We start from the raw sequence: 14,993 nt of genomic DNA, 5'->3' as shown, positions 1-14,993 counted from the left end.
GTTTGTTGGGAGAACGACATGAATTATCAGGAAGCAGAAGATTATATTTACAGTCTTCCAAAGTTTACAACAAAAAACTCTCTTGAGCATACGCGGCAGTTTTTGAAACGCCTGAATGCAGAAGGAAGAGAGCAGAAGATACTTCACATTGCAGGCACAAATGGAAAAGGTTCCGTTTGTGCCTATCTGCAGGCGCTTCTATTGTCAGAAGGAAAGACAGTTGGAATGTTTACTTCGCCTCATCTTGTAAAGATGAATGAGAGAATCTGTGTGAATGGACAGGCGGTTGCAGATGAAGTCTTTTTGGAAAGTTTTGAGAGGGTGCGAAACGCAGTAAAGAAAATGCAGGAAGAAGGAATCGCACATCCGACTTTTTTTGAATTTCTTTTTGGAATGGGAATGGATATTTTTGCAGAAAGCGGTGTAGAATATATTATTCTTGAAACAGGACTTGGCGGAAGGCTGGACGCTACCAATGCGATCGGCAATCCTGTTATTTCTATTATTACGTCTATCAGTTTGGATCACACAGAGATTCTTGGAGAGACAATGACTGAAATAGCAGCAGAGAAAGCAGGAATCATAAAACCGGGAGTTCCGGTAATTTTTGACGGGAACTGTGAAGAAGGCGCCAAAGTAATAAGAGACAGAGTTAGAGAACTCGGAGCACCTTGTAGAGAAATCACGAAAAATGCGTACGAAATTCAAAAAACTGCAGGAAAAGATATTGCATTTTCAAGTGTGAGTGCGTATTATGAAACTACCGTATGGCACTTGTCCACAACAGCGTTGTACCAGCCAATGAATGCCATGCTGGCATTAGAGGCGATGCGAAGTTTGTGGAAAGAAGAAAAGCATCTTGACAGATGGCAGAAAGCCCTTGCCGGAGTACACTGGGCAGGAAGAATGGAAGAAGTGAAACCGGAAATTTTTCTGGATGGGGCGCATAATCTTGGTGCAGTCAAGGCCTTTGCAGAGTCTGTTTCGGCAAAAGAAAAGCGGGGAAAACGAGTAATCCTTTTTTCGGCAGTACAGGATAAGGACTATGAACATATGATTCGGCTTCTTGCAGGAGCGGGCTGTGCAGATGTATTTGTTATTACGGAGATTAAAGATCAACGGGCGGCAAGTCCGGAAGAACTTTGCCGGATATTCAAGGAAGAGACCGATTGTCCGGTAAAAGTAATCGAAGATTATCAGCAGGCTTTTTCATATGCCTGTAAAGAAAAAGGGGAGAACGGGGAGCTCTACTGTCTGGGCTCACTGTATCTGATTGGTATGCTCAAAGAGCTGTTAGGAGGAAAATAACATGCTTGACTTTGAAGAAGAATTAAAGAAATTTAAACCGAGTTTAGAAGTAGAAGAGATCGAAGAGGCCGTATATGAGGAAGACCTCACGGATATGTCTGATCTTCTGCGGGAAATGATGCACCAGACGAAATAGTGAATCAGAAAGATTGTGGGGAATACAAGTGGAATATCAAAAGAGACTTATCCGTCAGTCGAATTACTGGTATAATGATGGACTGAAAAAGGCACAGATCAGAGATCTGTCCGGAGCGATCGCGTCTCTGCGAAGAAGTTTACAATATAACAGGGCGAATACGCAGGCGAGAAATCTTCTTGGGCTTGTGTACTATGGCCGGGGAGAAGTGTCAGAGGCACTGGTGGAATGGATCATCAGCAAAAGTTTTCAGGCACATGAGAATATCGCTGAATATTATATCCGTAAAGTACAGGATTCGGCAGGGCAGTTAGAGACAATCAATGATGCTGTGAAGAAATACAATCAGAGTATTACGCATTGCTTTCAGGGGAATGAAGATGTGGCAGTCATTGAGCTTCGCAAGGCTGTAACGGAACATCCATCTTTTGTAAAGGCATTTCAGCTTCTTGGGTTAATCTATCTTCATACCGGACAGCCGGCAAAGGCGAAACAGATGCTGAGAAGAGCGCAGCGCCTTGATACAACAGATCCGCTCACGCTTCGATACTTGCATGAGCTAAAGCTGTTTGGCAATGGGAAGCAGGCCGGCCAAAGAGAAGAAAAGGAGAAGACGGTTACATACCAGGTAGGAAATGAAACGATTATCCAGCCGGCTGCCTCTGTAATGAAAGATATGCCGCCATCAATGATGATTATGAATATTTTCGTGGGAATCTTGATTGGAGCAGCCTTTGTATGGTTTCTGGTTGTTCCGACTGTAAATGCGGCGAAGGCGTCAAATGTGACAAGAACAGCAGCAGCCTATAGTCAGGAGATTGCGGCACAGAAAGCGCAGGTAAGTGCGTTAAAGACACAGCTTGAAGAATACAGGGCAGATCAGGACGAAACGGAAGCAGCGAAAGCAGCGGCAGCTTCTGCTCAGGAAAGTTATGAGGCATTACTGAAAGTATCAGATCAATATGCATCAGGAGACTATAGTTATGCAGATATGGCTGAGGTCCTGAGAACGGTAAATGCATCCGTACTGGGAGAGACCGGAAGCGCTGATTATACAAGACTTGCCGGCAAGATCTATCCGAGTGTGTGCAGTAAGCTTTACAGTGAAGCAGCTAATTATCACGCTGATGAGAATTCGGAAGGAGAAATTGCAGCTCTGGAAGAAATTATTGCTATGACAGAAGACTATAAAGACGGAGACGCGCTTCTTGCATTGGCAGATGCATATCTTGCCTCCGGCAATACAGAAAAGGCGAAAGAAAAATACAACCGTGTAATAGAACTTTATCCGGATACGGAACAGGCAGACCTTGCAGCGGGCGGTCTTTCCGGGACACCGGCAGGAATCTTTTCATCAGGAGATTCATCATCTGATTCAGAAGATTCCTACGATTCATATGATTACGAAGAAGAATAAAAAAGTTACGTCAGAGAAGGAAAGTGTAAGAAATTGCATTTTCCTTTTTCATTTGCCGGAAAAGCAAAGGAACAGGAAGCAGATTCCGGCAAAGAACACAGGGGGTATTAAGTTTATGGAGTATTTAATTGAAGAAAACTGTCTGACAATTTTTCTGCCGCCGGAGGTAGATCATTTTAGTGCAGAGACCATCCGTAAAGAAGCGGACGAACTGATCAGGAGAAAGCATATCCGGTATGTCATTTTTGATTTTAGGGATACAGATTTTATGGATAGTTCAGGAATCGGAGTAATTATGGGGAGATATCGGACACTCTGTTTGTTAGGAGGCGAAGTGTGGGCAGTACATACAAATGAGCGAATGCGGAAAATACTGAAGATGTCAGGTGCAGCGAAAATAATCCGGGTATGTGAGGAGGAAATTTAAAATGAGAGACACCAATGAAATGGAGATCAGGTTTGACAGCTGTTCAGAAAATGAAGGATTTGCAAGAGTAGCCGTGGCGGCGTTTTTAACCCAGCTAAATCCTACGGTGGAGGAAGTTTCCGATGTGAAAACAGCAGTTTCCGAGGCGGTAACAAATGCGGTAATCCACGGATATGAAGGAAAGACTTATCGGGAAGACGGGACGTGCCGTCAGATACAGATTCACTGTCAGATTCGGAAGAAGACGATACAGATCCAGGTTTCAGATGAAGGAGTAGGAATCGAAGACGTGCAAAAAGCAATGGAGCCGATGTATACAACGAAGCCGGAACTGGACCGATCCGGCATGGGATTTGCGTTTATGGAGGCGTTTATGGATGAAGTCAAAGTTGAGTCAGATCCGGGCAGGGGAACAAAGGTTACGATGGCAAAAACAATCGGAAAAGGAAGGAACATATGGACCGCACAATCTCACTGATCAAACAATCTCACGATGGGGATGAGACAGCGAGAGCACAGCTAGTGGAAGAAAATATGGGACTTGTCTGGTGTATTGTAAAACGTTTCTGCGGACGCGGGACAGAGCCGGAAGATTTGTTTCAGATTGGAAGTATCGGACTTTTGAAAGCGATTGATAAGTTCAACCTGGATTTTGAGGTGAAATTTTCTACCTATGCAGTTCCGATGATTGCAGGAGAAATCAGGAGGTTTTTGAGAGATGACGGGATGATCAAGGTAAGCAGGTCATTGAAAGAACTTTCTTACAAGGCACATTTGATACGGGAGAGACTTCAGGAAGAACTGGGAAGAGACGCAACGGTACAGGAGTTGGCGCAAGAGCTTGGTGTGCCGGAAGAGGAGCTTACGATGGCGCTTGAGTCTTCGGGAGAAGTGGAATCCATCTATAAGCCGGTGTATCAAAAAGATGGAAATGAAATCCAGCTTGTAGACAGGCTTATGGAAAAAGAAGGCCATGAAGAACAGATTTTAAATAAGATTGTATTGGGAGGCCTTTTGGAAACGCTGAAGAAGGAAGAACGGCGGCTGATTTATCTGCGGTATTTCAAAAATCAGACGCAAACACAGGTTGGAAAAGAGCTTGGGATCTCCCAGGTGCAGGTATCGCGGATGGAAAAGAAAATCCTGCTCTATCTGCGAAGTCAGATGTAGAAAAAGGCATATCTGAATATTTTTTTCGAGAATGTACATACTACTTCTAAAAGAAAGGATGGTGGAAGGAAATGGAACAGGCAAGAAGAAAACTTCGGATATGCCTAATTTGTGTTGTGTTTGCGGCAGTGTTGGCAGGCATTGCTTATTATTATTACGAAGACGGAAAAATAGAAGTGATAAATAGAGGAACTCTTGTGCGTCAGACGGACACAAAAATAACAGGTGCAGAAGAAGCAAATTGGAAAGAAAAGGGAGCGGCAGAAGAAAAAGAACTCTGCCAGGTAAGATAATGGCGGGGAAGACGACAGTTTATCTGAAGGCGGAACAATGTATTGAAGTGAAGAAGCCGGATGTGACGGTAGGAGATCTTATGGCGGTAGAATGTACAGATCCCATTATGCTGTCAAAGATTAAAACAATAAAAGTACTGAAAATCAATGCGAAAGAACAGAGAAGATATGTGATGAGTATTCTTAGGGTAATTGAGTTGATTCACCGGCAGTATCCGGAAGTAGATATCCAGAATCTTGGAGCACAGGATATGATTATTGTCTATGAGAAACAACAAACACCAAACAAGCTGTTCCATCTGTGTAAAACAGCGGCGGTAGTGCTGATTTCCTTTGTGGGAGCAGCATTTTCGATTATGGCTTTCCAAAATGATGTGGCTATGGCGAAGTTATTTGGACAGGTTTATGAGCTGCTGACAGGCAGTCCTTCGGATGGATTTACTATTTTGGAACTTACTTACAGTGTTGGTCTTACGATTGGGATCTTAATCTTTTTCAATCATTTTGGCGGACGCAAGTTTGCAGTAGATCCAACACCGATGGAAGTGGAAATGCGTCTCTATGAAAACGACATCCAGACAACTTTGATTCAAAACTATTCAAGGGAACAGGTAGAGATCGATGCAGGAGAACCGCATCCGAAGGGAAGAGGAGGAAGCGTATGATGCCGAATTGGGCGGCGCAGATTCTGCTTGGAATGATTGGTTTTTCAGGCGGAGTTGCAATTGCCGGAGGGCTGTTTTCATTTATTATCGGACTTGGCATGATTTCCGAATTTGCAGATCGGACCCGTACCGGTGATAAGGTATTATTATATGAAGAATGTGTTGCACTCGGAGGGATTTTAGGAAATATTTTTTTCCTGTATCGTTTGAACATTCCGGGAGGTATGGTTCTTTTGCCGATATTCGGATTATGTGCAGGGATCTTTGTAGGATGCTGGTCTATGGCGCTGGCGGAAATCCTGAATATTTTTCCAATTTTTGTCAGGAGAGTAAAAATTCTCAAAGGGATTCCCTGGCTTATTGCCGGGATTGCCTTTGGAAAAGGAATTGGAGCAGTGATATTTTATGCGAATCGCTGGTAGAAAGGAGAGATAAGAAATGGGAAACGCATCCGGGAGAAGACAGAGACAGGAAGTAAAAGACGGACTTGCTAATGCCAGAAGGATGGAGACAAAAGAAGAGGAAAAAAAGGCACAGAAGCAAAAGAGAGCGGAAGCATATGAAGCTTATGTAAAAGAAAAAACACCGGTGCATAACGTATATACCAATATGATAAAAGCATTTATTACAGGAGGAAGTATCTGCGTAATCGGACAGGGGATTTCTAATTATTGTCAGTCACTCGGAATGAACCAGGAGATTTGTGGAGCGTGGACATCGCTTCTTCTTATTTTGCTTAGCGTATTACTGACAGGGGTGGGGCTTTATCCCAGAATCGGGAAATGGGGCGGTGCAGGAGCTCTTGTTCCGATTACCGGATTTGCTAATTCGGTAGCGGCGCCGGCAATTGAATATAAGAAGGAAGGACAGGTCTTCGGTGTGGGCTGTAAAATATTTACGATTGCAGGTCCGGTTATCTTGTATGGAATACTGACATCGTGGATGCTTGGCCTGCTCTATTATCTTCTGGGAAGAATGGGGGTAAATTTCTGATGATCAAAGGAAGCCAGAGTATTTCATTTGAACAGGCGCCGTATCTTATTACGGCGGCTTCAGTTGTAGGAGAAAAAGAAGGAGCGGGACCTTTAGGATCGCTATTTGATTTTGTAGATAATGAAAACCTTTTCGGGGAAGATACATGGGAGGCGGCAGAAAGCCGGATGCAGAATAAGGCGTGTGCGATTGCTCTTGGGAAAGCCGGACTTGGTCCGGAGCAGATTCGCTATCTGTTTGGCGGGGACTTGCTCCGACAGGGAATTGCCACATCTCTTGGGGTGGAAGCATTTCAAATTCCAATGTTCGGACTCTATGGGGCCTGCTCCACTTCCGGAGAAGCATTGGCGCTGGCATCTATGAGTGTAGCTGCCGGTTACGGAGACTATATGCTTGCAGTTACTTCAAGCCATTTCGGAAGCGCAGAAAAGGAGTTTCGTTTTCCCCTTGGGTATGCGAATCAAAGACCGCTCTCAGCTTCCTGGACTGTGACCGGGAGCGGGGCTTTTATTGTGGGAACCGCGCCGAGCAACGTAAGGATTGCCGGAGTGACCATTGGAAAAATTGTTGATTATGGTTTGAAAGATTCTCAAAATATGGGAGCGTGCATGGCGCCGGCAGCCTGTGATACGATCTTGAAACATTTCGAAGACTTTGGACGCCGGGCAGAAGATTATGACAGGATTATTACCGGAGATCTGGGCTATGTGGGACAAAGTATTCTGTTTGACCTTATGCGAAAGCGGGGAAATGATATTAAGAGTAATCATAACGACTGCGGAATGATGATTTTCGATCAACAACTGCAGGATACCCATTCCGGAGGAAGCGGATGCGGATGTGCGGCAGCAACACTGGCGGCATGTATTTTGCCAAAGCTTGTAAGCGGGGAGTGGAAGCGGGTACTCTTTGTGCCGACAGGAGCACTCATGTCCACTGTCAGCTATAATGAAGGAGAGAGTGTTCCGGGAATTGCACACGGGATTGTACTGGAACATGCAGAAATCTAAAAATAGCAGGAGGAACTTATGGATTATATAAATGCATTCTGGGTAGGCGGTCTGATCTGTGCAATCGTACAGATTCTTCTGGACCGGACAAAGCTGATGCCGGGAAGAGTCATGGTGCTGCTTGTATGCAGCGGTGCAGTGCTTGGCTGCTTTCAGATTTACGAACCATTTCTGAAGTATGCGGGAGCGGGAGCGAGCGTTCCGTTGCTTGGATTTGGGAATGTACTCTGGAAAGGAGTCAAAGAAGGAATAGACAATAATGGATTTATCGGACTCTTTATGGGAGGATTTCAGGCAAGTGCGGTAGGAATTTCGGCAGCTTTGATTTTCGGATATCTGGCGTCATTAATTTTTGAGCCGAAAATGAAAAAATAAGATGAGAAATATTTGAAAACGGAGCAGTTAATCCCGCGGGGAGGGGAATGCCCTCCCACGCATCGGAATCATATGCTAATTTTGTGTTAAATGTGAGACATCCATCGGGTAATTTCCGTCAAAGCATGCCTTGCAGATCTGAAGATCACCAACCATGGACTGCAGATCTTCGATTTTCATATAACCGAGAGAATCAGCGCCGATCAGCTGACAGATTTCTTCAGTTGTATGCTGATGTGCGATCAACTGTTTGTTGGACGGAACATCAGTTCCGAAATAGCATGGATAGAGAAACGGCGGCGAACTGATGCGTACATGGACTTCAAGGGCGCCAGCCTGTTTCAGCATCCGAATCAGGTTGGCAATCGTAGTTCCGCGCACGATGGAGTCATCTACAAGGATGAGTCGTTTCCCTTTGACAACAGATGCCAGAACATTTAGTTTAATTTTCACGCTGTCTTCTCGTTCCTGCTGACTTGGTTTAATGAAAGTTCTGCCTACATAGCTGTTTTTATAAAAGGCAATTCCAAATGGAATTCCGGATTCCTCTGAATAGCCTTTTGCAGCGGTAATGCCGGATTCAGGAACACCAACAACAAGATCGGCGTCCACAGGATAAGATCTGGCGAGGGCACGTCCTCCCTGAATTCTGGCATCATAGACATTGATTCCGTCGATACAACTGTCTAGCCGCGCAAAATAAATGTATTCAAAAATGCAGCGAGCCTGCTTCTTTTGACACAGTGTTGTGTCGGTTGTAATACCTTCGGAGGTGATAGTAATCATTTCGCCAGGGGCGATATCGCGGATCAGCTCTGCCCCGACAGAAGCGAGAGCGCAGCTTTCAGAAGTAAGAATATAAGTATCCTCCCGTTTGCCAAGACATAGAGGTTTCAGTCCGAGAGGATCGCGGATCCCAATCAGTTTTTTGGGACTCATAATAATCAGTGCAAATCCGCCTTGGATTTTCTGGGCGGTCTGAAGAACTGCTTCTTCCAAAGAAGCAGTATGAATACGCTCTCTGGCAATGGAATATGCAATCACTTCGGAATCGATTGTTGTCTGAAAGATAGCTCCGGTTCTTTCTTGTTGGCGGCGCATTTCTTCCGCATTTGTCAAATTGCCGTTGTGGACAAGCGAGAGAGCGCCTTTTATATAATTCAGAACAAGGGGCTGTGCATTTTCTACAGTGGTTGCCCCGGCAGTAGAGTAGCGCACATGTCCTACACCAATATTCCCCGGAAGCGCGTGGAGTATATCCGGATGAAACACTTCATTGACAAGTCCGAGTCCTTTGTGGGAAAGGATATTTCGTTTTGGTCCATCCGTATGAGTAACTGCGATACCGCAGGATTCCTGTCCGCGGTGCTGAAGTGTAGATAATCCGTAATAGATAGAAGATGCAACATTGTGTCCGGAAGGATCGTAGATGCCGAAAACTCCGCACTCTTCGTGAAGCCCACTGTCATAACAGTTCTTTTGATTCATAAGTATCAGTCCTTTTCCTGAAATTTATTTGAATTTTTTACGATAGAATTATCCCAGACATGTCTGGAAAAGTCAATGTATAATAAGACTAAAATAATGTCTGCGTCAAGGTAAATAATGTTAAATCTATGTAAAATTAAAGTTAATTCTTGTCATTCAGGAAAGATAATGCTATTTTAAATAAGGAAAAATAAAATAACAAAAAGAAAAAGGGAATTTACAGGAGGAAGAAATGAACTATGTAAATATCATTGTGCCATTTGTAGGCGGACTTGGTATGTTCATCTACGGAATGCAGATTATGGCACAGGGGCTTGAAAATGCAGCAGGAAACAAAATGAAGACGCTGCTTGAGATTTTAACGAAAAATAAGCTCCTCGGAGTACTTTTAGGTGCATCTATTACCGCTGTGATTCAGAGTTCTTCGGCAACAACGGTCATGGTAGTTGGTTTTGTAAATGCAGGAATTATGAATCTGACACAGGCGATGGGCGTGATCATGGGTGCCAACATTGGTACAACTGTAACCGGATGGCTTGTCTCCAGTGTGGAGTGGGCGAAGTTTTTAAGCCCGTCAACGCTGGCGCCGATTGCGATTATGATCGGTGTAATTGTCATGCTGACAGGAAAACGCTATGCGACAAAAGAGATTTCCAATATTATCATTGGATTTGGTCTGTTATTTGTCGGTATTTCCACAATGTCTTCAGCAGTAGAGCCGCTTCAGGATTCCGCAGTATTCAGAAGTGTGTTTACAACGCTTGGAGCAAATCCGCTCCTCGGAATTCTTGCAGGTACAGGTGTGACAGCAATTATCCAGAGTTCTTCAGCATCTGTTGGTATTCTGCAGAGTCTTGCAGCAGCAGGTCTTGTACCGTTTAACGCAGCCATTTATATTATCATGGGACAGAACATCGGTACTTGTGTAACAGCGCTTCTGTCATCCATCGGAGCAAAGAGAAATGCAAAGACAGCAGCATTTATGCATTTACTGTTTAATGTTATTGGTACGGTAATTTTCAGCGTGGGAGCAATCATATTCTTCCAGGTAATTAATCCGGCGGCAGGATTAGGACAGATTACGCAGACAGAGATTTCTCTTGTTCATACCGTGTTTAATATTGCAACAACAGTGCTTCTCTTCCCGGTTTCCGGTCTGATTATTAAGCTTGCAAAGAAAATCAGCAGAGTGGAAGAAAGCGAAAATACAGAAGAACAGGTACTTCTGGATGATCGTATGCTTGAGACACCGGGAATCGCGCTTCAGTCTGCAGAAAAAGAACTGATCCGTATGGGCCAGATTGTTGCAGATTCTCTGAGAAAAGCGAAAACCGTTATGTTTACACTTGATCGGGATGCGATCCGTGAAATTTGTGAAGAAGAAGACGTGGTTGATAAGATGAGCGCCCAGATTACATCTTATGCAGTGAAACTCAGTTCCCTGGCGGTCAGCGAGAAGGAACATCAGGAAGTAACACATATGCTTCAGGTGCTGTCTGATATCGAGCGTATCAGTGACTACTGTGAAAATATCTCTGAATTTGCAGAATCACTGATCGGGGGCAAAGCCCAGTTTACGGATGACGGCAAAGAAGAGCTGACAGAGATGATTGAAGTTTGTACAAACAGTTACTTCTATGCGTTGGAGGCTTATGAGACAAGAAGCCGTGAGAAAGCGCTTCTTGTTATAGAAGAAGAGACAAAGGCAGATGCTTTGGAAATTTCTATGAGAGCATCTCATATCAAGCGTCTGACAAAAAATCAGTGCACGACAGAAGCAGGTATCGTATACTTGGATGCGCTTGTATGTCTGGAACGTATTTCCGACCATGCAAGAAATATTGCAGAAGAAGTGCTTGAAAAAGCAGAATAAAGAATCATCAAATCAATCTAAAGAGAACAGCGTTCTGAAAAAAGGACTGCTGTTCTTTTTTTGTGCGGTAAAGACAGTGAAAAACAGGGAATATTCAAAGTTAATAAAAACTTAAAGATTTTGTAGTATCTTTTTTGGCAGTTTTCTAGTATGATAAATTCAAGTGTACTATTGCTTGTAGTACGGTGTTGAAGGAAGGAGTAACGCATGTGAAGAAAGTAATAGAAGTAAAGCAGCTGTATAAGCTGTACCGTGTTGGCGACAGTATTGTCAGAGCGCTGAACGGTGTTGACTTTGAGATATATGAAGGCGAATTCTGTGCGATCGTAGGAACATCCGGTTCCGGTAAATCTACGCTTCTGAATATGCTTGCAGGCCTGGAGCGGCCAACGAAAGGTGAGGTCATCATCAGTGATCAGCATATCGAAAAGCTGAATGAAGATCAGCTTGTAAAATTCAGACGAGATCATGTAGGATTCATTTTCCAGTCGTTTCATTTGCTGGGAACAATGAATGCCACAGAGAACGTAGCCCTTCCGCTGAGCTTTCAGGGTGTTCCGAAAGCGGTGCGGATGAAGAAGGCAGATCAGATGCTGGATCTTGTAAATCTAAAAAAGCATAAGAAGCATTATCCGTCGCAGATGTCAGGAGGACAGCAGCAGCGCGTAGGTGTGGCGAGGGCTCTTGTTGTAAATCCGAAGATCATATTTGCAGACGAGCCTACCGGGAATCTGGATTCTCATACTTCAGAAGAAGTTATGACGCTGATGCAGCAGGTTGTGCGCAGACAGAAGAAGACGCTTGTCATGGTTACCCATGATAACCATCTGGCTTCTTATGCAGACAGGATTTTTCATATTATTGACGGTAAAATCGTTAAAATAGAAGACAACAGGAAAGAGAGTGAGGAAGATCATCATGAAGAGAAGTAAGAAATTTTTAGCAATGCTGCTGTGTCTGGGAATGGTAGGCACAGCGTTTCAGCCGGGAGAGGCACTGGCAGCAGACACAGTATCACAGAAGACGGAAGAGACAAAGTCATCTGTAAGCGCCAAGATACCAACATTAAAGCTGTCCTTTGGAGAAGGGCAGGAGATGCCGGTGTATGAAGCAGGAACAGAAGGGACACTGGAGATTAAGGTTAAGAACAATTCGGATAAAAATATTAAAAATGTTGTTGCAGTGCCGAAGAATGAGAAGAAATGGCCGTTTGATACCGGCAACATGAACAGTACAGTACAGCTTGAAGATATTGCGGCAGGAGAGGAAAAACCGCTTACATATGCAGTGAAAGTTCCGGACGATACACAGGCAGGAAAGTATGAGCTGAAATTTACGATTACTTATGAAGATGAGGAAGGAACGGCTTATACAGCTTCTCCGAATGTGTTTATCCGAATCAATGCAAAGGCACAGCCGGAACCACAGCCGCAGCCGGAACCGCAGCCACAGCCGGAACCGCCGACAGACTCAGGACAGGGCGATATGGGAGGAATCGATATCGGAGGCGGTATCAGCAACGGTGATGTATCCGGAGGAGAAGGTTCAGCTTCCGTGCCGCGTGTCATTGTGACAGGATTTTCTACAGAACCGGCAGTTGTAAAAGCCGGAACAGACTTTAAGCTGATCATTCATTTGAAGAATACCTCAAAGGAAACAGGAGTACAGAACCTGCTGTTTGATCTGCAGGCGCCGACAGAAGGACAGGATGCAAATACAGCATCACCGGCATTTCTTCCGGCATCAGGCTCCAACTCAATCTACCTGGATAAGATAAAAGCGAATGGAGAAAGCGATATTTCTATCGTACTGAATGCAAAGTCAGATCTGGTGCAGAAACCATACAGCATCAATATCGGTATGAAGTATGAGAATAGCGATGCAGCGCAGTTTGAATCAACAGCCAGCGTATCGATTCCGATTAAGCAGGATGCGAGATTTGAATTCAGTGAGTTTGAGATGACATCTGATTCCATTGAGGTTGGATCGGAAGCCAATGTGATGTGCAATCTGTACAATCTTGGACGTACAAAATTATATAATGTGAAAGTTAATTTTGCCGGAGAGGGCATCGAAGCACAGGAACAGTTCCTCGGCAATGTGGAATCGGGTGCGACTGCCTCTGTAGATGCGATGCTGACAGGTGTTCAGGCTACAACAGGAGACGGAACTGTTAAAATGATTATGTCATATGAAGACGAAGAGGGAACACCTGCAACATTTGAAAAGAACCTGACGATGTTCGTTACAGAGCCGATGATAGAGGATGTAGGGATGATGGAGATGCCGGAAGAACCGGAGGAAAAAGGATTCCCGGTAATCCCGTTTGTGATTGGCGGAGGAATTGTAATTGCAGTAGTAGCTGCGGTCATTATTGTAAAAAAGAAGAAAAAACGCAGAATGGAAGATGAGGAGGCCGGATTAGTAGATGAGTTTGATAGACTTACTGAGGATGAGCAGTAGTAATTTAAAGCGAAGAAAGCTGAGAACTTTTCTGACTGTTCTGGGGGTAGTCATAGGAACAGCATCTATTGTTGTAATGGTATCACTTGGACTTGGAATGCAGGAAGCCATGTATAAACAGATTGAGGAGTACGGCGGTCTGACAACAATTACTGTATACAGTATGGATGGCGGCATGGGCATGTATTATAGTGATAGCAACAACGGGCAGCAAAATGATGATGAGAAGAAATATCTAAACGATGATGCAAGAAAAGAATTTGAGATGCTTGAGCATGTGAATGGGGTAGAACCGGTGCTGACTGCAGAGGCCATGCTGCTGAAAGGAAAATATCAGGGATGGATTACTCTGACCGGAATGACACCGTCTGCACTTCGGAATGCAAAGATCAAGATGACGCCGGAAAGTCGTTTTCCGGACAGTGGAACAGGGGAGCTTCAGCTTCTGTTTGGAAATGGAATTCTTACCAATATGTATACCAAGAATGGCGGCGGTGGCTACTACGAGACGGGAGAATTGCCGAACATTGATCTTCTGAAAGATTCTATGTTTTTGATTTTGGACACAGAGGCTTATTATTCTTCGATGGGAAGTACGAACATTCCGGGAGGAGACGGCAGTCAGCAGGAGATCAAACCGCCTAAGAAACATGTAATAAAGGGATGCGGTCTTGTGGAAGGTGGACCGGAAGAGTACAATCAGCATTTTTATAATGTATACTGCGATCTGGATACATTAAAAACAGTCCTTCAGAAAGAGTTCCGGGGGCGGGCGATTCCGGGACAGCCGTTGAATCAGGCAGGAAAGCCATTTAAAGAATTAATGTATTCTGAAATTCGTGTAGAAGTAGATGACATGGAACATGTCAAAGAAGTTTCAGACATTATCCGCAGTATGGGATATAATGCCAACAGCAATGTGGAGGCTTTAGAAAGCACGAAACAGCAGTTTGCAATTGTGCAGGCAGTTCTCGGAGGAATCGGGGCAGTATCGCTCCTCGTAGCGGCAATTGGAATTGCCAATACAATGATGATGTCCATTTATGAACGTACAAAAGAAATCGGAATCATTAAAGTACTTGGCTGCAGTCTGAAGAATATCCGGCAGATGTTCTTGATGGAAGCGGCATTTATCGGGCTGCTTGGAGGAACTATTGGAAATATTTTAAGCTTTTTGATGTCGTTCGCAATCAATAAAGTGGTAAGTGGCGAGATGATCATGGGAGTGGAAGCAAATATTTCCTATATTCCACTGTGGCTTGTGTTGGCATCACTTGGATTTGCTGCGATGGTTGGGATTCTGGCAGGATATTTCCCGGCACGAAGAGCGATGAAGCTCAGTGCGTTGGAAGCAATCCGGAATAATTAATCAGAT

The 14,993-nt window shown here is 44.3% G+C and carries 16 protein-coding genes; 15 read left to right on the top strand and 1 reads right to left on the bottom strand.

The window, feature by feature from the left end:
* Positions 1-18 precede the first annotated feature (18 nt).
* The 11 genes from KFE17_07930 to spoVAE all read left to right on the top strand — a co-directional run bounded on the left by KFE17_07930 (position 19) and on the right by spoVAE (position 7,794).
* A complete protein-coding gene (locus KFE17_07930; protein ID QUO30848.1) occupies positions 19-1,308 on the top strand; it encodes a bifunctional folylpolyglutamate synthase/dihydrofolate synthase in 1,290 nt (429 codons plus the stop codon).
* 164 nt (positions 1,309-1,472) lie between these two features.
* Complete coding sequence (locus KFE17_07925) at positions 1,473-2,861, top strand: tetratricopeptide repeat protein (protein QUO30847.1); 1,389 nt, start codon at positions 1,473-1,475, stop codon at positions 2,859-2,861.
* Positions 2,862-2,976: 115 nt separating this feature from the next.
* A complete protein-coding gene (locus KFE17_07920) occupies positions 2,977-3,288 on the top strand; it encodes an anti-sigma factor antagonist (protein ID QUO30846.1) in 312 nt (103 codons plus the stop codon).
* Between the two features lies 1 nt (position 3,289).
* On the top strand, positions 3,290-3,766 hold the full coding sequence (gene spoIIAB, locus KFE17_07915; protein ID QUO30845.1) for an anti-sigma F factor: 477 nt from the start codon (positions 3,290-3,292) through the stop codon (positions 3,764-3,766).
* Entirely contained in the window at positions 3,745-4,458 is a 714-nt protein-coding gene (locus KFE17_07910) for a SigF/SigG family RNA polymerase sporulation sigma factor (protein ID QUO30844.1), read from the top strand. The genes spoIIAB and KFE17_07910 overlap by 22 nt, the downstream gene beginning before the upstream one ends.
* Before the next feature lie 71 nt (positions 4,459-4,529).
* Complete coding sequence (locus KFE17_07905) at positions 4,530-4,751, top strand: hypothetical protein (protein QUO30843.1); 222 nt, start codon at positions 4,530-4,532, stop codon at positions 4,749-4,751.
* The gene (locus tag KFE17_07900; protein ID QUO30842.1) at positions 4,751-5,416 is read left to right on the top strand and encodes a stage V sporulation protein AA; all 666 of its coding nucleotides are present in this window, start codon (positions 4,751-4,753) and stop codon (positions 5,414-5,416) included. Before KFE17_07905 ends, KFE17_07900 begins: the two co-directional genes overlap by 1 nt.
* Entirely contained in the window at positions 5,413-5,838 is a 426-nt protein-coding gene (locus KFE17_07895; GenBank protein ID QUO30841.1) for a stage V sporulation protein AB, read from the top strand. The genes KFE17_07900 and KFE17_07895 overlap by 4 nt, the downstream gene beginning before the upstream one ends.
* Before the next feature lie 82 nt (positions 5,839-5,920).
* Entirely contained in the window at positions 5,921-6,409 is a 489-nt protein-coding gene (locus tag KFE17_07890; protein ID QUO33663.1) for a SpoVA/SpoVAEb family sporulation membrane protein, read from the top strand.
* Entirely contained in the window at positions 6,409-7,419 is a 1,011-nt protein-coding gene (locus tag KFE17_07885; protein ID QUO30840.1) for a stage V sporulation protein AD, read from the top strand. Before KFE17_07890 ends, KFE17_07885 begins: the two co-directional genes overlap by 1 nt.
* Before the next feature lie 18 nt (positions 7,420-7,437).
* Entirely contained in the window at positions 7,438-7,794 is a 357-nt protein-coding gene (gene spoVAE / locus KFE17_07880; GenBank protein ID QUO30839.1) for a stage V sporulation protein AE, read from the top strand.
* 75 nt (positions 7,795-7,869) lie between these two features.
* On the opposite strand, the gene KFE17_07875 is transcribed toward spoVAE, so the two are convergent.
* Positions 7,870-9,282 carry an amidophosphoribosyltransferase gene (locus KFE17_07875; protein ID QUO30838.1) on the bottom strand — a complete coding sequence of 471 codons (1,413 nt, stop codon included), beginning with the start codon at positions 9,280-9,282 and terminating at the stop codon, positions 7,870-7,872.
* Between the two features lie 232 nt (positions 9,283-9,514).
* Here KFE17_07875 and KFE17_07870 point away from each other — a divergent pair, with 232 nt between their 5' ends.
* The 4 genes from KFE17_07870 to KFE17_07855 all read left to right on the top strand — a co-directional run bounded on the left by KFE17_07870 (position 9,515) and on the right by KFE17_07855 (position 14,987).
* Positions 9,515-11,155: a Na/Pi cotransporter family protein gene (locus KFE17_07870; protein ID QUO30837.1), complete on the top strand. Its 1,641-nt coding sequence runs from the start codon at positions 9,515-9,517 to the stop codon at positions 11,153-11,155.
* A gap of 209 nt (positions 11,156-11,364) precedes the next feature.
* Positions 11,365-12,087: an ABC transporter ATP-binding protein gene (locus KFE17_07865; protein QUO30836.1), complete on the top strand. Its 723-nt coding sequence runs from the start codon at positions 11,365-11,367 to the stop codon at positions 12,085-12,087.
* The gene (locus KFE17_07860) at positions 12,074-13,618 is read left to right on the top strand and encodes a hypothetical protein (GenBank protein ID QUO30835.1); all 1,545 of its coding nucleotides are present in this window, start codon (positions 12,074-12,076) and stop codon (positions 13,616-13,618) included. Before KFE17_07865 ends, KFE17_07860 begins: the two co-directional genes overlap by 14 nt.
* Positions 13,584-14,987 (top strand): ABC transporter permease, encoded by a 1,404-nt coding sequence (locus KFE17_07855; GenBank protein ID QUO30834.1) that lies wholly within the window; start codon positions 13,584-13,586, stop codon positions 14,985-14,987. The genes KFE17_07860 and KFE17_07855 overlap by 35 nt, the downstream gene beginning before the upstream one ends.
* Positions 14,988-14,993 lie beyond the last annotated feature (6 nt).

Source organism: Faecalicatena sp. Marseille-Q4148 (assembly GCA_018228665.1).
GTDB lineage: Bacteria > Bacillota > Clostridia > Lachnospirales > Lachnospiraceae > UBA9414.
The sequence above is the reverse complement of the archived record's forward strand: the minus strand, read 5'-3'. Positions and strand labels throughout refer to the sequence as shown.